The 18,161-nt window shown below is 55.5% G+C and carries 18 protein-coding genes, 1 tRNA gene and 2 pseudogenes; 15 read left to right on the top strand and 6 right to left on the bottom strand.

Annotated features, from left to right (window positions below; all coding sequences use genetic code 11):
- Positions 1-111: 111 nt before the first annotated feature.
- Together AC07XF_RS22330 and AC07XF_RS22325 are read left to right on the top strand one after the other, a co-directional pair.
- Positions 112-417 (top strand): hypothetical protein, encoded by a 306-nt coding sequence (locus tag AC07XF_RS22330; RefSeq protein ID WP_103395120.1) that lies wholly within the window; start codon positions 112-114, stop codon positions 415-417.
- Between the two features lie 165 nt (positions 418-582).
- A complete protein-coding gene (locus tag AC07XF_RS22325) occupies positions 583-903 on the top strand; it encodes an I78 family peptidase inhibitor (RefSeq protein WP_495028206.1) in 321 nt (106 codons plus the stop codon).
- A 70-nt stretch (positions 904-973) separates the two neighbouring features.
- Here the strand turns inward: AC07XF_RS22325 and AC07XF_RS22320 are convergent, their stop codons facing one another.
- Positions 974-1,186, bottom strand: coding sequence for a cold-shock protein (locus AC07XF_RS22320; RefSeq protein WP_003179963.1), 213 nt, complete (start codon positions 1,184-1,186; stop codon positions 974-976).
- A 292-nt stretch (positions 1,187-1,478) separates the two neighbouring features.
- Positions 1,479-1,778, bottom strand: a complete 300-nt coding sequence (locus AC07XF_RS22315; RefSeq protein ID WP_310062401.1) for a hypothetical protein — start codon at positions 1,776-1,778, stop codon at positions 1,479-1,481.
- A 383-nt stretch (positions 1,779-2,161) separates the two neighbouring features.
- On the opposite strand from AC07XF_RS22315, the gene thrS reads away from it, so the two are divergent.
- The 9 genes from thrS to AC07XF_RS22270 all read left to right on the top strand — a co-directional run bounded on the left by thrS (position 2,162) and on the right by AC07XF_RS22270 (position 9,615).
- Positions 2,162-4,084 carry a threonine--tRNA ligase gene (gene thrS, locus AC07XF_RS22310; RefSeq protein ID WP_495028205.1) on the top strand — a complete coding sequence of 641 codons (1,923 nt, stop codon included), beginning with the start codon at positions 2,162-2,164 and terminating at the stop codon, positions 4,082-4,084.
- Positions 4,084-4,635, top strand: a complete 552-nt coding sequence (infC, locus tag AC07XF_RS22305; protein ID WP_172435703.1) for a translation initiation factor IF-3 — start codon at positions 4,084-4,086, stop codon at positions 4,633-4,635. The genes thrS and infC overlap by 1 nt, the downstream gene beginning before the upstream one ends.
- 60 nt (positions 4,636-4,695) lie before the next feature.
- Positions 4,696-4,890: a 50S ribosomal protein L35 gene (gene rpmI / locus AC07XF_RS22300; RefSeq protein ID WP_002553160.1), complete on the top strand. Its 195-nt coding sequence runs from the start codon at positions 4,696-4,698 to the stop codon at positions 4,888-4,890.
- A gap of 28 nt (positions 4,891-4,918) precedes the next feature.
- Positions 4,919-5,275, top strand: a complete 357-nt coding sequence (gene rplT / locus AC07XF_RS22295) for a 50S ribosomal protein L20 (protein ID WP_007905879.1) — start codon at positions 4,919-4,921, stop codon at positions 5,273-5,275.
- 109 nt (positions 5,276-5,384) lie between these two features.
- Positions 5,385-6,401: a phenylalanine--tRNA ligase subunit alpha gene (gene pheS, locus AC07XF_RS22290; protein WP_495028204.1), complete on the top strand. Its 1,017-nt coding sequence runs from the start codon at positions 5,385-5,387 to the stop codon at positions 6,399-6,401.
- Positions 6,402-6,427: 26 nt separating this feature from the next.
- Positions 6,428-8,806 (top strand): phenylalanine--tRNA ligase subunit beta, encoded by a 2,379-nt coding sequence (pheT, locus tag AC07XF_RS22285; RefSeq protein ID WP_495028203.1) that lies wholly within the window; start codon positions 6,428-6,430, stop codon positions 8,804-8,806.
- 3 nt (positions 8,807-8,809) lie between these two features.
- Positions 8,810-9,112, top strand: coding sequence for an integration host factor subunit alpha (ihfA, locus tag AC07XF_RS22280; RefSeq protein ID WP_002553164.1), 303 nt, complete (start codon positions 8,810-8,812; stop codon positions 9,110-9,112).
- Positions 9,093-9,449 carry a MerR family transcriptional regulator gene (locus AC07XF_RS22275; protein WP_003179985.1) on the top strand — a complete coding sequence of 119 codons (357 nt, stop codon included), beginning with the start codon at positions 9,093-9,095 and terminating at the stop codon, positions 9,447-9,449. Before ihfA ends, AC07XF_RS22275 begins: the two co-directional genes overlap by 20 nt.
- Before the next feature lie 89 nt (positions 9,450-9,538).
- Positions 9,539-9,615: transfer RNA gene (locus AC07XF_RS22270), tRNA-Pro, on the top strand.
- A 287-nt stretch (positions 9,616-9,902) separates the two neighbouring features.
- Here the strand turns inward: AC07XF_RS22270 and AC07XF_RS22265 are convergent.
- Positions 9,903-10,220: a hypothetical protein gene (locus AC07XF_RS22265; protein WP_495028202.1), complete on the bottom strand. Its 318-nt coding sequence runs from the start codon at positions 10,218-10,220 to the stop codon at positions 9,903-9,905.
- A 360-nt stretch (positions 10,221-10,580) separates the two neighbouring features.
- Here AC07XF_RS22265 and AC07XF_RS22260 point away from each other — a divergent pair.
- Positions 10,581-11,282: pseudogene (locus AC07XF_RS22260) on the top strand (DUF2514 family protein).
- A gap of 115 nt (positions 11,283-11,397) precedes the next feature.
- Positions 11,398-11,628 carry a hypothetical protein gene (locus AC07XF_RS22255; RefSeq protein ID WP_495028201.1) on the top strand — a complete coding sequence of 77 codons (231 nt, stop codon included), beginning with the start codon at positions 11,398-11,400 and terminating at the stop codon, positions 11,626-11,628.
- 415 nt (positions 11,629-12,043) lie between these two features.
- Here AC07XF_RS22255 and AC07XF_RS22250 read toward each other — a convergent pair.
- The 3 genes and pseudogenes from AC07XF_RS22250 to AC07XF_RS22240 form a co-directional block, all read right to left on the bottom strand.
- Positions 12,044-12,252, bottom strand: a pseudogene (locus AC07XF_RS22250) (hypothetical protein).
- Between the two features lie 112 nt (positions 12,253-12,364).
- Positions 12,365-12,742 (bottom strand): hypothetical protein, encoded by a 378-nt coding sequence (locus AC07XF_RS22245; protein WP_495028200.1) that lies wholly within the window; start codon positions 12,740-12,742, stop codon positions 12,365-12,367.
- Between the two features lie 473 nt (positions 12,743-13,215).
- A complete protein-coding gene (locus AC07XF_RS22240; protein ID WP_495028199.1) occupies positions 13,216-14,607 on the bottom strand; it encodes an aldehyde dehydrogenase family protein in 1,392 nt (463 codons plus the stop codon).
- 100 nt (positions 14,608-14,707) lie between these two features.
- Between AC07XF_RS22240 and ptrR the strand changes: the two genes are divergently transcribed.
- Together ptrR and AC07XF_RS22230 are read left to right on the top strand one after the other, a co-directional pair.
- Positions 14,708-15,586, top strand: coding sequence for a putrescine utilization regulator PtrR (ptrR, locus tag AC07XF_RS22235; RefSeq protein WP_495028198.1), 879 nt, complete (start codon positions 14,708-14,710; stop codon positions 15,584-15,586).
- A gap of 77 nt (positions 15,587-15,663) precedes the next feature.
- Positions 15,664-17,868, top strand: coding sequence for an OsmC domain/YcaO domain-containing protein (locus AC07XF_RS22230; protein ID WP_495028197.1), 2,205 nt, complete (start codon positions 15,664-15,666; stop codon positions 17,866-17,868).
- The last annotated feature ends 293 nt before the right edge of the window (positions 17,869-18,161 follow it).

Here is an 18,161-nt window from a genome sequence, read left to right as displayed (position 1 = left end):
GGAGTCTGAGTGCCGAGTTAACCATTTTGCGGCCCTTTTGACACGTCGACTTAGGCATGAATGGAGGGCTATGCGACACTTGGTCTCTCACGAATTTTCAAGGAATGCGCCGTGCAGATCGATTTGAACTCCCCAGATGGCCTGACCCTTGAGGCCGTGCGTCAGTTGCTGGCTGGCGCCAGTGACGATGAACATACCCAATTGCGGGTCACCAGAGGAGGCATTGCCTATATTTCTTCGGGTGTCGTGGGCGGGACCGATATCGACGGGTTGTTGTTTCGTCTCGAAACGTGGGCCAAGGGCTCCGGTTATGTCGGGCGGGTCGCAGCCAGCGATGAGGTCTGGGTCATGCAAATCTTCAATGCCTTGAAAGAGAACTGGCCCAATCCGCCTTACGACTACATCGACGTCTATTGAGCGTCGTTCATATTCAGTCACGATTGAGTGGTTAAGTGGAGGGCGACGCTCAGGCAAAATCGCGGCTCGTCCGGATCATGGGCAGGGGGCCAGTGCTCCCTGTGAAACCAAACGCCAGTCTGGTTGTCGCACGATCTCAGCTCAATCATTGAAAAAGGAGGCTTCATGCCTTGGAAGCTCGCGTCATTGGGTACTTTGCTGGCCGTAGCCACGCTGGCCGGTTGCAGTACTGCCTCTACGGAGTCGACAACAGCTGATGTTGCGACGACTGACACGGGGCACAGCCGCTGTGAAGCAAAGGCTGCCGAGTTCACCATCGGCAAACAGGCATCGCCACAGCTGCTTGAGCAGGCGCGTACCCGCGCAGGGGCACAAAGCGCACGTTTCCTGCTGCCAACCGATATGGTGACGCTGGAGTACCGTTCCGATCGCCTGAATCTGAACACCGATGCCAACCGGGTGGTCATCCGCGTCAACTGCGGCTGATCGTTCGGCTTTTGTTTCGCCCATAAAAAACCCCGTCACATGGACGGGGTTTTTTTAGTGCGCCTGGAAATTACTCTGGGCGAACTTGAGCAGCTTGCATACCCTTTTGGCCTTTCTCAGCCACGAAGGAAACAGTCTGGCCTTCTTTCAGGCTTTTGAAACCGTCGCTTTCGATAGCTTTGAAGTGTACGAACAGGTCGTCACCGCCACCTTGAGGAGTGATGAAGCCGAAGCCTTTTTCATCGTTGAACCATTTAACGGTGCCGGTTTGGCGATTAGACATGGTGTATCTCCAAGAAACATATATTTTCAGTAGTACTGTGCTGCTCAGGCCAACTGGGCACACCCGAGTATCATAGTCGAAATGTTCGGTTTGGGACCCCCCCAGACGCGCTGTTTGCTTTCATATTGCACGTCTTTCACTGCCAGAAATGGCTGTAAGCCCCGGTTTCAGGGGGTTTGCGCTGCAAAATAGGGGATTAAAAAAACCCGTAAAAGCTGCGTAAATTATGTGAATCAGCCGATATTTGGCTGTTTTAGGCCCCCGGATCACTCAAAAAACGTCCTGTGCAGCTCTATTTCTGGACTCTGCACACCGAGATTTCTTTCAGTGCGCGCTGGCTCAATTCAGGGCCTGGTGGATTGTTTTTGTCCATCAACTGCGCGATCTCTTGGGTGGTGAATTTCTTCTCGAGAACGTCGGCGCCGCATGCGCAGCTTTTCGTTGCTTGCGCCGGGTTAACGCTTTTTTGGGCTGCTGCTGTGCAATCTTCCATGTACTGTTTTTTTGAGTTGGCTGGCCAGGCAGCGTGGGCGCTCAGTGGCAGCAGCAGGGCAAGCGGGGCAGCAACGGCAAAAAGACGGATAAGACGCATGACAGGAACTCCTTGGGGTCGATATCTGGGGCGATTCTCAGTCAATTTGAGGCGACTCGTATATCTCAAGTTCACTCTGCGCCATAAAAGTGAGGAAATCTTCACTGTCTGAATGCGTACAAGTCGACAACCGTTCATCTGTGCTAGCATGCGCCGCTCGGGTGTTTGCAGGCTCCGACGGACCTTCAGTCCCGGTAGCGGCAGATGCGCGATTAACCCTGATTTGAATCCCAGTCACTCTGGTTCGGTTTTCCGGTTGGCCGCAAGGCTCCTGCCGCTGTAAGGCAGGCGTTCGTCATTGAATGGCCTGGACCGGATCTTGTACTGGCTCATCCCAACCCACGTGACCTTTGGTAGGGGTCACCACTAGGAGAGGAGGCGCCATGCCAACTATTACTCTTCCCGACGGCAGTCAACGTTCATTCGATCACCCGGTTTCCGTAGCCGATGTCGCCGCATCCATCGGTGCAGGCCTGGCCAAGGCCACCGTTGCCGGCAAGGTCAATGGCAAGCTGGTCGACGCCAGCGACATCATTGACGGCGACGCGTCGCTGCAAATCATCACGCCAAAGGATGAAGAGGGGCTGGAGATCATTCGCCACTCTTGCGCCCACCTGGTTGGCCACGCGGTCAAGCAGTTGTACCCGACCGCCAAAATGGTCATCGGCCCGGTCATCGACGAAGGTTTCTATTACGACATCGCGTTCGAACGTCCTTTCACCCCGGACGACCTGGCTGCCATCGAGCAGCGCATGCAGCAGCTGATCGAGAAAGATTACGACGTGATCAAGAAAGTCACTCCGCGCGCCGAAGTGATCGAAGTGTTCAAGGCTCGTGGCGAAGACTACAAGTTGCGCCTGGTCGAAGACATGCCAGGCGAGCAGGCCATGGGGCTGTACTATCACGAAGAATATGTCGACATGTGCCGCGGTCCGCACGTGCCGAACACGCGCTTCCTGAAATCCTTCAAGCTGACCAAACTGTCCGGCGCCTATTGGCGCGGTGATGCCAAGAACGAGCAATTGCAGCGCGTTTACGGCACCGCATGGGCAGACAAGAAGCAGCTGGCGGCTTACATCCAGCGCATTGAAGAAGCCGAAAAGCGCGATCACCGCAAGATCGGCAAGCGCCTGGGCCTGTTCCACACCCAGGAAGAGTCGCCGGGCATGGTGTTCTGGCACCCGAATGGCTGGACTTTGTACCAGGTGCTCGAGCAGTACATGCGCAAGGTTCAGCGTGACAACGGCTATCTCGAAATCAAGACGCCACAAGTCGTTGACCGCAGCCTTTGGGAGAAATCCGGGCACTGGGCCAACTACGCCGACAACATGTTTACCACGCAGTCGGAAAACCGCGACTACGCGATCAAGCCAATGAACTGCCCTTGCCACGTGCAGGTGTTCAACCAGGGCCTGAAAAGCTACCGCGAGTTGCCGATGCGTCTGGCCGAGTTTGGTGCATGCCACCGTAACGAGCCATCGGGTGCTCTGCACGGCATCATGCGCGTGCGCGCATTCACTCAGGACGACGCCCATATCTTCTGCACCGAAGAGCAGATGCAGGCCGAGTCCGCTGCGTTTATCAAGCTGACCATGGACGTCTACGCCGATTTCGGCTTTAAAGATGTCGAGATGAAACTGTCCACTCGTCCGGAAAAACGCGTCGGTTCCGATGAGCTTTGGGATCGCGCCGAAGCTGCGCTGGCCGCAGCCCTTGATAGCGCGGGCCTGCCGTACGATTTGCAGCCGGGCGAGGGAGCGTTCTACGGTCCGAAAATCGAGTTCTCGCTGAAAGATTGCCTCGGTCGCGTCTGGCAGTGTGGTACCCTGCAGCTCGATTTTAACCTGCCTGTCCGTCTGGGAGCCGAATACGTCTCCGAAGACAACAGCCGCAAGCACCCGGTAATGTTGCACCGGGCGATCCTGGGCTCCTTCGAACGTTTCGTCGGAATTCTGATCGAGCACTACGAGGGAGCATTCCCTGCGTGGTTGGCTCCGACCCAGGCAGTGGTGATGAATATCACTGATAAACAGGCTGATTTTGCCGCCGAAGTCGAAAAAACTCTCAACGAAAGCGGGTTTCGTGCCAAGTCTGACTTGAGAAATGAAAAGATCGGCTTTAAAATCCGCGAGCATACTTTGCTCAAGGTTCCTTATCTCTTGGTTATCGGAGATCGGGAAGTCGAGATGCAGACTGTCGCTGTGCGTACTCGTGAAGGTGCTGACCTGGGCTCGATGCCCGTCGCCCAGTTTGCTGAGTTCCTCGCCCAAGCGGTTTCCCGGCGTGGTCGCCAAGATTCGGAGTAATTATTATTAAGCGTGAAATGAGACAAGATAAACGAACTGCACCGAAAGCCCCGATCAACGAGAATATCTCGGCACGCGAGGTTCGGTTAATTGGGGCTGAAGGTGAACAGCTCGGGATTGTGTCAATCGAAGACGCGCTTCTTAAGGCTGAAGAGGCCAAGCTGGATCTGGTGGAGATTTCCGCCGATGCAGTACCACCTGTTTGCAAACTGATGGACTACGGCAAATCGATCTTCGAAAAGAAGAAGCAGATTGCTGCTGCCAAGAAAAACCAGAAGCAGATTCAGGTTAAAGAAATCAAGTTTCGTCCAGGGACGGAGGAAGGGGATTACCAGGTAAAACTGCGCAACCTGGTACGTTTCCTGAGTGACGGGGACAGGGCCAAGGTATCCTTGCGATTCCGCGGCCGTGAGATGGCCCACCAGGAGCTGGGGATGGAACTCCTCAAGCGAGTTGAAGGTGACTTGCTCGAGTACGGTTCGGTCGAACAGCATCCTAAGATGGAAGGACGCCAGCTGATCATGGTCATCGCCCCGAAAAAGAAGAAGTAATCAACAGGGCACGGCAGGCCTTCTGATTATGTTTATCAACTGAATGCGGAGTATCCGAACATGCCAAAAATGAAGACCAAAAGTGGTGCTGCTAAGCGGTTTCTGAAAACTGCTAACGGTATCAAGCACAAGCACGCTTTCAAGAGCCACATCCTGACCAAAATGTCGACCAAGCGTAAGCGTCAACTGCGCGGTAGCAGCTTGCTGCATCCGTCTGACGTGGCAAAAGTCGAGCGCATGCTGCGCCTTCGTTAATTTTAGTCAAGAATAGAGGAAGTAACTCATGGCTCGTGTAAAGCGTGGCGTCATTGCCCGTAAGCGTCACAAAAAAATTCTGAAACTTGCTAAAGGCTACTACGGCGCACGCTCCCGCGTATTCCGTGTTGCCAAGCAAGCGGTAATCAAGGCAGGCCAATACGCCTACCGTGACCGTCGTCAGAAAAAACGTCAGTTCCGCGCTCTGTGGATCGCTCGTATCAACGCTGGTGCTCGTATCAACGGTCTGTCCTACAGCCGTTTCATCGCCGGCCTGAAAAAAGCGTCCATCGAGATCGACCGTAAGGTTCTGGCTGATCTGGCAGTGAACGAAAAAGCGGCGTTTGCTGCGATTGTCGAGAAAGCTAAAGCCACCTTGGCTTAAGTACCCCCGACAGTCACCCGGCCTCGCATCTGTGGGGCCAGGTGTTAAACGTCATAAATAGGGGAAGAGCCTTCAAGCTCTTCCCCTATTTTGTATCTGGAGTCTGTACATGGAAAACCTGGATGCGCTCGTCTCTCAAGCACTAGAGGCTGTGCAAAGCGCTGAAGATATCAATGCCCTGGAGCAAATCCGGGTTCACTACCTTGGCAAGAAGGGTGAATTGACTCAGGTGATGAAGACCCTGGGGAATTTGCCGGCAGAAGAGCGTCCGCAGGTCGGTGCGCTGATCAACGTTGCCAAGGAGCGTGTCACAGAGGTCCTTAATGCGCGCAAGGCATTGTTTGAAGAAGCCGACCTGGCTGCCAAACTCTCTGCCGAGTCCATTGACGTGACCCTGCCTGGCCGCGGTCAGACCTCCGGTGGTCTGCATCCGGTTACCCGCACTCTGGAACGCGTCGAACAGTTCTTCACCCGTATTGGCTACGGCATCGCCGAAGGCCCTGAGGTCGAAGACGATTATCACAACTTCGAAGCGCTCAACATCCCAGGCCATCACCCGGCCCGGTCGATGCATGACACCTTCTATTTCAATGCGAACATGCTGTTGCGCACCCATACCTCGCCGGTACAGGTCCGCACCATGGAGTCCAGGCAGCCGCCGATCCGCATCGTCTGCCCAGGCCGCGTATACCGCAGCGACTCCGATATCACCCACTCGCCGATGTTCCACCAGGTCGAAGGCCTGCTGGTCGATCGCGACATCAATTTCGCCGACCTCAAAGGCACCATCGAAGAGTTCCTGCGGGTGTTCTTCGAAAAAGAGCTGGCCGTGCGTTTCCGTCCTTCGTACTTCCCGTTCACTGAGCCATCCGCCGAAGTCGACATGGAATGCGTGATGTGCAGCGGTAAAGGTTGCCGCGTCTGCAAGCAGACCGGCTGGCTGGAAGTGATGGGCTGCGGCATGGTTCACCCGAACGTGCTGCGCATGTCCGGCATCGACCCGGAAGAGTTCTCGGGCTTTGCCTTCGGCATGGGCGTTGAGCGTCTGGCCATGCTGCGTTACGGCGTGAACGACTTGCGTCTGTTCTTCGACAACGACTTGCGGTTCCTCGCGCAATTTCGCTAGTCGTAACGAATTTTTAGGAGAGCAGGATGAAATTCAGTGAACAATGGCTGCGCGGCTGGGTTAGCCCGCAGGTAAGTCGCGACGAGCTGGTTGCTCGTCTGTCGATGGCCGGTCTTGAGGTCGATAGCGTTACGCCGGCCGCCGGTGTTTTCAGTGGTGTGGTGGTTGGCGAGGTGCTGAGCACCGAGCAGCACCCGGACGCCGACAAGCTGCGCGTGTGCCAGGTCAGCAACGGTTCGGAAACCTTCCAGGTTGTTTGCGGCGCGCCAAACGTGCGCCCGGGCCTGAAGATTCCTTTCGCCATGATTGGCGCCGAGCTGCCAGGCGACTTCAAGATCAAGAAGGCCAAGCTGCGTGGCGTTGAATCCAACGGCATGCTGTGCTCGCAATCCGAGCTGCAGATCGGTGAAGGTAATGACGGTCTGATGGAGCTGCCGGCCGATGCGCCGGTGGGCGAGGATTTCCGCGTTTATCTGGATCTGGAAGACGCCAGCATCGAGGTCGACCTGACCCCGAACCGTGGTGACTGCCTGTCCCTGGCCGGTCTGGCTCGTGAAGTCGGCGCGCTGTATGCCGCTCCGGTCACCCGTCCGGTGGTGGCTTCGGTTCCTGCCGCGCACGACGAAGTGCGTTCGGTTGAAGTACTGGCACCGGCCGCGTGCCCGCGTTACCTGGGGCGGGTGATTCGTAACGTTGACCTGTCCAAGCCTACGCCGCTGTGGATGGTCGAGCGTCTGCGTCGTGCAGAAGTGCGCAGCATCGATGCTGCCGTCGACATCACTAACTACGTGATGCTGGAGCTGGGTCAGCCGCTGCACGCCTTCGATCTCGCCGAAATCAACGGCGGCATTCGTGTGCGTATGGCCGAAGAGGGCGAGAAGCTGGTTCTGCTCGACGGTCAGGAAGTCAGCCTGCGTAGCGATACGCTGGTGATTGCCGACCATTCCCGAGCGCTGGCAATTGCCGGTGTCATGGGGGGCGAGCACAGCGGTGTTTCCGCGACCACACGTGATGTGTTCCTTGAAAGCGCCTTCTTCGACCAGATCGCCGTAGCGGGCAAGGCCCGTTCCTATGGTCTGCACACCGATGCATCGCATCGCTATGAACGTGGTGTGGATTGGCAACTGGCCCGTGAAGCCATGGAGCGCGCGACTGGCTTGTTGCTGGAGATCACCGGCGGTGAAGCGGGTCCGATCATCGAAACCGTCAGCGAGCAGCATCTGCCGAAAATTGCTCCGATTACCCTGCGTGCCCAGCGCATTGCCCAAATGCTGGGTATGGAAATGGATTCGGCTGAAGTGGAGCGTCTGCTCAATGCTTTGGGTCTGGCTGTTTCTGCCGAAGGGGAAGGGCAGTGGCGTGTAGATGTTCCGAGCCATCGCTTCGATATCAGCCTGGAAGTCGACCTGATCGAAGAGCTGGCACGCCTGTACGGCTACAACCGTTTGCCGGTTCGTTATCCGCAAGCGCGATTGGCGCCGCAAGCAAAAGCAGAGGCGCGTAGTGATCTGCCTGAGCTGCGTCGCCTGCTGGTTGCTCGTGGTTATCAGGAAGCAATCACCTACAGCTTCATCGATCCGAAACAGTTCGAGCTGTTTAATCCGGGTGTAGAGCCGTTGCTGCTCGCCAATCCGATCTCCAATGACATGGCTGCGATGCGTTCGTCCTTGTGGCCAGGTCTGGTCAAGGCGCTTCAGCACAACCTGAACCGTCAACAGGACCGCGTGCGACTGTTCGAAAGCGGCCTGCGTTTTGTTGGTCAGCTCGAAGGTTTGAAGCAAGAGCCGATGCTCGCCGGTGTGGTTTGCGGCAGTCGCTTGCCGGAAGGCTGGGCGCAGGGTCGCGATACCGTCGACTTCTTCGACGTCAAGGCAGACGTCGAAGCTGTTCTGGGTTTTGCCGGAGCACTGGACTCCTTCACTTTCGTGCCGGGCAAGCACCCAGCGTTGCACCCGGGCCAAACCGCGCGCATCGAGCGTGAAGGTCGCCTGGTCGGCTTCATTGGCGCTATTCATCCTGAACTGTCGAAAACCCTCGGTCTCGACCGCCCGGTCTTTGTCTTCGAGTTGGTTCTGGCGGAAGTGGCGTCGGGTAAAATGCCAGAATTCCACGAGTTATCGCGCTTTCCTGAAGTGCGTCGTGACCTTGCACTGATCGCGGACAAAAACGTTGCAGCCACGGCTGTACTTGACGTAATCCGTGAAAATGCAGGCGAATGGCTGACAGACCTCAGGCTATTTGACGTGTATCAGGGTAAAGGCATTGATCCTGATAGAAAAAGCCTCGCAGTCGGCTTGACCTGGCAGCATCCATCGCGCACTCTTAATGACGATGAGGTGAATACCGCAACGCAAAACATCCTCACCTCGCTCGAACAAAGGTTGAACGCCACGTTAAGGAAGTGACGTATGGGGGCTCTGACGAAAGCTGAGATGGCGGAACGTCTGTATGAAGAGCTGGGCCTGAACAAACGGGAGGCCAAGGAATTGGTCGAACTGTTTTTTGAAGAAATCAGGCACGCTCTTGAAGACAACGAACAAGTCAAATTGTCCGGTTTCGGCAATTTCGACCTTCGGGACAAACGCCAGCGGCCTGGCCGCAATCCGAAAACGGGGGAAGAAATCCCGATCACGGCTCGCCGTGTGGTCACCTTTCGTCCAGGGCAGAAGTTGAAGGCCCGAGTTGAGGCTTATGCTGGAACCAAGTCATAACGACGAGCTACCCGTCATCCCGGGCAAACGCTACTTCACCATTGGTGAAGTCAGCGAGCTGTGTGCGGTAAAACCACACGTGCTGCGCTATTGGGAGCAGGAGTTTCCTCAACTCAACCCTGTCAAACGCCGCGGAAACCGCCGGTATTATCAGCGCCAGGACGTGCTGATGATCCGGCAGATCCGCGCGCTTCTTTATGATCAGGGGTTCACCATCGGCGGAGCGCGCCTGCGCTTGTCAGGTGACGAAGCCAAAGACGACACCACCCAATACAAACAAATGATTCGCCAGATGATCGCCGAACTGGAAGATGTTCTGGTGGTACTCAAGAAATAAATTCCTGCTTTTAAATACTTTCAGTTTTCAAAAGCTTGCGATATATTCTTGAGCGTTCCTCGAGATGAGGAACAGGTTTCACGCCTAGTCGGGGCGTAGCGCAGTCCGGTAGCGCACTAGCATGGGGTGCTAGGGGTCGAGTGTTCGAATCACTCCGTCCCGACCATATTATTCAATGACTTAGGCCAATGTTCACAGCATTGGCCTTTTTCATGTGCGTGACATTTGCGTGACTCCTCGTTTTTTCACGCCTGCTTCCTCTTCAAGATCGTCAGCACCGGTCGCCGCCAGTACATCTTCACGCAGGACTGGAGCTGGGGAGGGGAAGAGCGTCGGAGCAGATATGAGCCTGTTGGGTTGATCCCCCAAGGCGAAGCCATCGCAGCGCAAGACTTAAGGCGCGACACGATTCGCGAATCAGCAAATTGTGTCGCGAGGTAGGTGGCTGTGCCGTCAGAGCTGCATTGCTTTGCAGGCAGGGGAGTTGAAAACAGACTCCAGCTTTGCAGTACGAGCTTCATTTGAAAGGGAATCAAGCTTCCACTCAGATTCGATTTCGCTCCTTAGCTGATTTGTCTTCGAGGGCGACATATCAATGTGGTGAGTCGCGGCAAGAACTTCAGAGTGCACCTGCATAACTTGCCATGCCTCACTCCGATTCAAATGTTCTGCAGACATCGAGCATTGAACAATCGATTTGTACTGGCTGTTGTCCTCCGAGCAGCCCGCAAGCATCCAAACACCGATTAAGACAGCTACGAATTTTTTCACAAGATCACCTAAAAGAAATGGGCTGATAGTGATAGCGGCAATCGGCCATCATTTCAAGCGTCAGAATGAACCGATGACAACCAAGCAACCCGACTGGGAGGCGATCGAACACGCCTGCCCAGCCGAGATTGCAGATCTCAGGACTTACTGAATAAGCACGCAACAATGCCGGGGTTCAGACATTCCGGCGCGATCATGAAAACGATGAGCGCTGCAGCAAGCGACAGGTAAATCGTGGTCTTTTTCATTTTGTGAGTCTCGGTGGTTAGAGAGTGATCATTAGGCTCGGCCGGATCGTGCAAAGGCGGTCAATCCGCTCCTCTTTTGGGGGCAGTCATTGAATAAGTAAGTTCTTCTGACATGCGTCGGCCGCATCCTCCAACGTCATTGATCGAACTGTCTGAGCTTTCCGACTTCGGCATCCGACTGACTCCATCCCCTGAAGTGTGGGATTGGCTCCAAGCCGAAATCCTTGCAGATACCGGCAGCATCCATAACGAAGACCATGCCCATCTGCTGGATGCTAATGTCCGGATCATGTGGGCATCCTCCAGCGTCGAGAAGCAGGGTCGTACAGTCCTGGGCCAAGCCGAACAGGTAGCTTTTCGCGCTGGTGGTTGGCAGAAGGCCCGGATGTAACAGCAGATGTTCGATTGGTTCGGCGAAGTGCCGGCTTTCATTATCACCCTTGCTGCTGATTACTCCGCCACCTGCAGCGACATTGACTTCTGCGCCCTGGTTGAACACGAGCTCTACCACATCGCTCAGGCGATAGATAAGTACGGCCAGCCTGCGTTCACCGAAGAAGGCATGCCCAAGCTGAAGCTGCGCGGACACGACGTAGAAGAGTTCGTCGGAGTGGTCCGCCGCTACGGTGCCAGTGAAGCCAGCGGCCATTCCTGCACTGCCGCCGCAAGCCAGGCAGCTGCCCACGTCGCCGCTGCGCTTGCCGACGTGTTCAAGCGCGCTGATCAGCGAGCGGGCGACTTGGCTGAAGTTGCTGACCAAGCCAGAATCCGGGGACTAACCTGTGAACAAGCGTATGACGGATTGGGTCGGTAGCCTTTCGGAGTCTTTGCCCCATGGTCCGCATCCCTGCTGAGGATGCAGGAGCTACGATGAGTAGACGGCTTCAGTCATTTGGATGGCGTTGCATTGGTAAGCGCAAGGTGGAGGTATGATCACAATCGTCAGCGTCTTCTTCATCATAGTTATTGGACTGCTATTCATTGCGGCAGGCGTAACAGGTATCTGGACCCGCAATAGCGCTCCAGGGACGATGCCCTTGATGCCGAAATCCTGGCACAAACCTTGGCGAAGGTGGTTCAGTTGGATACATGGCCTTGTGTGTGTAGCCATGGGGCTTTTTGTTATCGTGGTGACCCTTGCGAAGCTTGGAGGCTTTTGAGCATAGAAAGTACGTTATGCGAGTGATTGTGTTCGGTCGTCAGGACGCCGTAGCAGGGTGAAATGCGGTCCAAAACTACCGTACGGGAGCTTGTTAGATAGTTTTACAGGGGGGGATGATAGTCGCCGAAAGGTACGCAGGCTAAACAAGGTCATCTTCATCGTCTCGCAAGTGGCGATACCAACCATACAACGCTACAGCAAGGGTGGCGGAGATGATGGCTATGAGGGTGATGGCTGAACAACGCATTTTACTCGATGCCTTAGGCGTGAGTGTTTGGTTGAAATGCGTCCTTGCCGGTGAGCGAATGTAAGCTCCTGGAAAACAGCTGTCTTTAGGGCAATACCTTAGTGGGCTGCTTTTTTCCCTTAAATGAGACCAGGGCCTCACGCTGACGCTGACCGTAAAAGGTATTTCACTCCGGCGTCATCAGAACCGCGAGCGTCATCTTGATGAACTCTTCATTCTTGTCGATGGCATCAGCGCGCTGCGCACGTTGTCGGCGACATCGGCTGATCCGCGCTGCTCGATCCAGTTCGATAGCTCCATGATGGCAGCTTCGAGGGCGAGTTGGTTTTCGTTGAGCTTGAATAGCAGGGAGGGGAGTAGGTCTGAGTTTGGCATCGAAAATCCTCGGTTAAGAGGTCAGAGTAGCAGTCCAACCTGTCGTATGGGCGGAGGCGGGACGAACTAATAGATTTCACCCCGCTTCGCATGTTTCCAATACCTGAAGCGTTTACTTCATATAGTCAACGTACAGAGTCGAGCCGAGAGGATGCTTTCCAACTTCGTAGTCAGGGTTCAGTGTCGATAGGTTGTGAGCGGCAATGCCTACTCCGGCGACAACACCTATTGCAAGCGCGCCAAGTGCCAGCGGAGCACCAATTACGCTAGCCCCAGCAAAGCCGGCAAAGCCTCCCATCGAAAGCTTACGAGCCCGCATATAGATCCGAACCGACAAATCCTGCTTTTCAATTGCCTGTTCAAGCCACGTCAAGGTTTTCGAGTAGCGATCAAATTCTCCGCATTCCAACACGAAGCTCTCGTGCGCCTTGATCTTCTCGATAATGAAGTCATTGGTGACTTCGGTGATTTTATAAACGCCAACATCCATGGAGAGAGTCCTTAACTTTGTAATATGCAGCATATCGGTCACGATCTAGCAACCTTTAGGCCGTTCACAGCCCTTGGAAATGCACACGAGGGGCAAATGCTAAAACCTTCGCGTAGTGGCAATATGGTGTCTTTATGTTGGGATTCAAGGAGGGGTTGAGTTTGCAAAGCGATTCCTTGGTGGAGGGTCGACATTGCAACGGTAGGCAGTCAGGGAGGGAGATATCGGCAGAACGCCGTGGATGGTCCTAAAAAGGTGTGGGGACTTTTTCGGGGATTCGCTATTTCCTGTTCAACTCTGTAAAGCACCGTTTGCAGCGAGCGCCAGAAGAAGACTCAGCAAATGCTGGGCATTAGGCCCATTTTCAAGCATGGGGTGCTAGGGGGGCGAGTGTTCGAATCACTCCGTCCCGACCATATTTTTCATGTCTGGAACATACCCCCATTTATGCCCCCCGGAGCGCTGCGCTGACCTTAGCGCCGATCCAGCCAAACCGTTTGTGCATTACAGAACTCGCGCACTCCGAAGTGCGAGAGTTCCCGGCCAAAGCCACTCTTCTTCACTCCACCAAAAGTGACGCGCGGATCGCTGGCGCTATAACCGTTGATGAACACGCCGCCGGTTTCAAGTTCGCCGGCCATCTGGCGGGCGAGTTCGACATTGCGCGTGTAGAGGGTGGCGGTGAGGCCGAACTCACTGTCATTGGCCAGCTCCAGCGCATGGGCTGCGTCTCTGGCCGTGATGATTGAAGCCACAGGACCAAACAATTCCTGTTTAAATGAGGTCATCTGATCGGTCACGTCGCCGAGAACAGTGGGCTCATAGTAATTGCCGGGGCCTTCAGCCTTCTTTCCACCCATTAGCAACGTCGCGCCTTCTTCCAATGTATCGCGCACCTGTTGATCCAGTTCGTCGCGCAAATCGAAGCGAGCCATCGGGCCGATGTAGGTAGTGGTGGCTAGTGGATCACCGACGACCAGTTGTTGGGTGGCCTCGACGAACTTGCGGGTAAATTCCCGGGCAATGCCTTGCTCGACAATCAGGCGTTTGGCTGCGGCACAGACTTGTCCGGAGTTTTGATAACGCCCGATCACGGCAGCTTTCACCGCCTCATCGAGGTCCGCGTCCTCGAGCACGATAAATGGGTCGGAGCCACCCAATTCCAATACACATTTCTTCAGTGCCGCTCCGGCCTGAGCGCCGATGGCCATGCCGGCACGCACGCTACCGGTGAGGGTGACCGCCGCAATGCGTGGATCGGCGATCGCCTTGGATACTCCCTCTGGCGTGACATTGATGACCTCGAAAACACCTTCAGGAAAATCCGCTTGCCTGAAGGCTTCCAGCAGCAGGTAGGCGCTGCCCATGACGTTTGGCGCGTGCTTGAGCACGTAGGTATTGCCTGCGAGCAACGTCGGGACCGCACCGCGCAGGACTTGCCAGATGGGGAAGTTCCACGGCATGACGGCGAGAATCGGGCCGAGCGGGCGATATTCAATGCGTGCTTTGCCGCCTTCAACCAGGGTTGGTTCCGAGCTAAGCATGGCGGGGCCATGTTCGGCGTACCACTCGCAGAGCTGCGCGCATTTTTCAATTTCACCGCGGGCCTGGGCAATCGGCTTACCCATTTCCAGGGTGATCATGTTCGCCATGGCTTCTGCATTGTTGCGCAACGCCTGGCCGAGGCTGATCAAAAGCTGCGCGCGTTGTTCAACCGGCTTGCTGCGCCAGGCACGAAATCCGGTGGCGGCCCGCGTCAGCGCAGCCTGTAATGCTGGATCGGATTCGAAAGGGTAATGGCCGATCTGCTCGCCCGTAGTCGGGTTGATCGAAATGGCATGGGTAAGGCTGAATACTTTGGTCATGGCTCCGTCCTGCAAGGTGGGAATGTGCTCAGGTTATGGGGGTATATGTTTTCTGGAAACTGAATAATACTGAGCATAACGTTCACGTTTGGAGAATGACTTGGATCTGGTTCAGCTCGAAATTTTCAAAGCTGTCGCCGAGCACGGCAGCATTAGCGTGGCCGCCCAGCATATTCACCGGGTGCCCTCGAATCTGACGACCAGAATCAAGCAGCTTGAGCTGGACTTGGGTGTGGACTTGTTTATCCGCGAGAAGAGTCGTCTGCGCTTGTCACCAGCCGGCTGGAGTTTTCTGGATTACGCTCGACGTATTCTCGATCTGGTCCAGGAGGCGCGCGCCACAGTGGCGGGTGAAGAACCGCAAGGTGCATTCGCGTTGGGTTCGCTGGAGAGCACCGCTGCGGTACGTATTCCCGAGCTATTGGCAGCCTATAACCAGAAACACGCCAAGGTCGAACTGGATCTGTCCACCGGCCCCTCCGGGACCATGATCGATGGGGTGCTGTCGGGACGGCTGGCCGCTGCATTTGTCGATGGTCCGGTGTTGCATCCGGTGCTGGAGGGCGTACCGGCATTCGAGGAGGAAATGGTCTTGATCGCACCGCTCAACCATGACCCGATTCATCGGGCGAAGGATGTAAATGGCGAAAACATCTATGCCTTCCGCTCCAATTGCTCCTATCGCCATCACTTCGAAAGCTGGTTCGCCAATGGTGCAGCGGTGCCCGGCAAGATTTTCGAAATGGAGTCCTATCACGGCATGCTGGCCTGCGTCAGCGCAGGTGCCGGCCTGGCGCTGATGCCCCGCAGCATGCTCGAAAGCATGCCAGGGTGCACGACGGTCAGCGTCTGGCCGTTGTCGGAGTCTTTCCGCTATTTACGTACCTGGCTGGTGTGGCGCAGGGGGACCGTGTCGCAGAGCCTCACGATGTTTGTGCGTTTGCTTGAGGAGCGCGGTGTCGTGTTGATCGATAAATAGTGGAAAGTTAACGGTCTGTGCTGAAAAACCGGATAATGGCGGCCAAATCGTTCAGCTCGTTATTCTGGTAATCGCACATGGAAATCAAGGTCAACTTTCTCGACAACCTTCGACTTGAAGCCAAGTTCGACGACTTCACGGTGATTGCCGATCAACCCATTCGCTACAAGGGCGATGGCTCGGCGCCGGGGCCGTTCGATTACTTCCTGGCTTCGTCGGCGTTGTGTGCGGCGTACTTCGTGAAGTTGTATTGCGAGACTCGCAATATCCCCACCGAAAATATCCGCCTGTCGCAGAACAATATTGTTGACCCGGAAAACCGCTACAACCAGATTTTCAAGATTCAGGTCGAATTGCCGGCTGACATTTCCGCCAAGGACCGTCAGGGGATCTTGCGCTCCATCGACCGTTGCACGGTAAAGAAGGTGGTGCAAACCGGACCTGAGTTTGTGATTGAAGAGGTAGAAAACCTCGACGCCGATGCCCAGGCGTTACTGATGCCGCACTCGACGAGCGAAGCGGGCACCTACATTGTGGGCAAGGACCTGCCGTTGGAGCAAACCATCGCCAACATGTCGGGCATCCTGGCCGACCTGGGCATGAAGATTGAAATCGCTTCGTGGCGCAATATCGTTCCCAATGTGTGGTCGCTGCATATTCGCGATGCGCACTCGCCGATGTGTTTTACCAATGGCAAAGGCGCGACCAAAGAGGGCGCGCTGGCATCGGCGTTGGGCGAGTTTATCGAGCGGCTCAACTGCAACTTCTTCTATAACGATCAGTTCTGGGGCGAGGACATCGCCAACGCGGCGTTTGTACATTACCCGGACGAGCGCTGGTTCAAGCCCGGCCCAAAGGACGAACTACCGTCTGAAATCCTCGACGAGTACTGCCTGAAGATTTACGACCGGGACGGCGAGTTGCGTGGCTCGCATCTGTACGACACCAACTCCGGCAACACCCAGCGCGGTATTTGTTCGCTACCGTTTGTGCGCCAGTCGGACAATGAGGTGGTGTACTTCCCGTCCAACCTGATCGAAAACCTGTTCCTGAGTAATGGGATGAGCGCCGGCAACACGCTGGCCGAAGCGCAAGTGCAGTGTCTGTCGGAAATCTTCGAGCGCGCGGTCAAGCGCGAAATCCTCGAAGGCGAAATGGCCTTGCCGGATGTGCCGCAGGAAGTGCTGGCGAAGTACCCGGGGATTCTGGCCGGTATCCGGGGCCTGGAAGAGCAGGGCTTCCCGGTGCTGGTCAAGGATGCGTCGCTGGGCGGGGATTTCCCGGTGATGTGTGTCACCTTGATGAACCCGCGTACCGGTGGCGTGTTTGCCTCGTTTGGCGCGCACCCAAGCCTGGAAGTAGCGCTGGAGCGCAGCCTGACGGAACTGCTGCAAGGCCGCAGTTTTGAAGGTTTGAATGATTTGCCTCAGCCGACGTTCGAAGGTCAGGCGGTGACTGAACCGAACAACTTCGTGGAGCACTTTATCGACTCCAGCGGTGTGGTCTCGTGGCGCTTCTTCAGTGCCAGGCCGGATTTCGAATTCGTTGAGTGGGATTTCTCCGGTCAAGGCGAAAACTCCAATGTCGAAGAGGCCGCGACGTTGTTCGGCATTCTCGAAGACATGGGCAAAGAAGTGTACATGGCGGTCTATGAGCACATCGGCGCCAAGGCCTGCCGCATTCTGGTGCCGGACTACTCAGAGATCTATCCGGTAGAAGATTTGATCTGGGATAACACTAACAAAGCGCTGCAGTTCCGCGCCGACATCCTCAACCTGCACAGCCTGAGCAAAGTCGGCCTGAGAACGCTGGCCCAGGGGCTGGAAAGCAGCGAGCTGGATGATTACACCGACATCACTACCTTGATCGGCATCGAGTTCGACGACAACACACCTTGGGGCAAATTGACGATCCTGGAACTGCGGCTGCTGATTTATCTCGCCTTGCAGAAGTTTGATCAGGCGAAAGATCTGGTGGAAGCCTTCTTGCAATACAACGACAACACCGTGGAGCGCGGGTTGTTTTATCAAGCCGTGAACGTCGTGCTGGAAATGCAACTGGACGATGATCTGGAACTGAGCGACTACGAGGCTAACTTCCGTCGGATGTTCGGTGACGAGCGGATGGACGCGGCGATAGGGTCGGTGGATGGCAGCGTACGTTTTTACGGTCTGACGCCGACGAGCATGAAGCTGGAAGGGCTCGATAGGCACCTTCGCCTGATCGACAGCTACAAGAAGCTGCACATGGCGCGGGCGAGGGTGGCGGCTTTGTCCAGCTGATAGCGCTAATAAAAAAGCACCTTGGGTGCTTTTTTGTTTTTTGGTGGCCGGCATAATCTTCTATGCGCGGTGGACTCGTTTTTCGGCTATGACCTGGGCAGTGGCTGCCATCGAGGAAGCTCTTCTATATAGAGGCAGCATGTCCCCTTCCTTTTAGGCTTCCTTCGGGTCGTTTTGGTTCTTTCTGCAAGTTATTGATAGAAAAAAAATCAATGCTTGACGGCAGATTCTGGAGGCCTATAATTCGCCCCACTTCCGGCGCAGTCGAAACGGAAAACTCCTTGATAAACAAA

The sequence above is a fragment of the Pseudomonas sp. GW821-FHT01C01 genome, from assembly GCF_059422645.1.
This window is presented reverse-complemented; position numbering and strand designations above follow the sequence as displayed.

What these genes read in the sequence shown, in the direction of transcription:
- AC07XF_RS22325 (WP_495028206.1), top strand. Translation starts at nt 583, where the DNA reads ATGCCTTGGAAGCTCGCGTCATTGGGTACTTTGCTGGCCGTAGCCACG.
- AC07XF_RS22320 (WP_003179963.1), bottom strand. Translation starts at nt 1,186, where the DNA reads ATGTCTAATCGCCAAACCGGCACCGTTAAATGGTTCAACGATGAAAAA.
- AC07XF_RS22315 (WP_310062401.1), bottom strand. Translation starts at nt 1,778, where the DNA reads ATGCGTCTTATCCGTCTTTTTGCCGTTGCTGCCCCGCTTGCCCTGCTG.
- thrS (WP_495028205.1), top strand. Translation starts at nt 2,162, where the DNA reads ATGCCAACTATTACTCTTCCCGACGGCAGTCAACGTTCATTCGATCAC.
- rpmI (WP_002553160.1), top strand. Translation starts at nt 4,696, where the DNA reads ATGCCAAAAATGAAGACCAAAAGTGGTGCTGCTAAGCGGTTTCTGAAA.
- rplT (WP_007905879.1), top strand. Translation starts at nt 4,919, where the DNA reads ATGGCTCGTGTAAAGCGTGGCGTCATTGCCCGTAAGCGTCACAAAAAA.
- pheS (WP_495028204.1), top strand. Translation starts at nt 5,385, where the DNA reads ATGGAAAACCTGGATGCGCTCGTCTCTCAAGCACTAGAGGCTGTGCAA.
- pheT (WP_495028203.1), top strand. Translation starts at nt 6,428, where the DNA reads ATGAAATTCAGTGAACAATGGCTGCGCGGCTGGGTTAGCCCGCAGGTA.
- ihfA (WP_002553164.1), top strand. Translation starts at nt 8,810, where the DNA reads ATGGGGGCTCTGACGAAAGCTGAGATGGCGGAACGTCTGTATGAAGAG.
- AC07XF_RS22275 (WP_003179985.1), top strand. Translation starts at nt 9,093, where the DNA reads ATGCTGGAACCAAGTCATAACGACGAGCTACCCGTCATCCCGGGCAAA.
- AC07XF_RS22255 (WP_495028201.1), top strand. Translation starts at nt 11,398, where the DNA reads ATGATCACAATCGTCAGCGTCTTCTTCATCATAGTTATTGGACTGCTA.
- AC07XF_RS22245 (WP_495028200.1), bottom strand. Translation starts at nt 12,742, where the DNA reads ATGGATGTTGGCGTTTATAAAATCACCGAAGTCACCAATGACTTCATT.
- AC07XF_RS22240 (WP_495028199.1), bottom strand. Translation starts at nt 14,607, where the DNA reads ATGACCAAAGTATTCAGCCTTACCCATGCCATTTCGATCAACCCGACT.
- AC07XF_RS22230 (WP_495028197.1), top strand. Translation starts at nt 15,664, where the DNA reads ATGGAAATCAAGGTCAACTTTCTCGACAACCTTCGACTTGAAGCCAAG.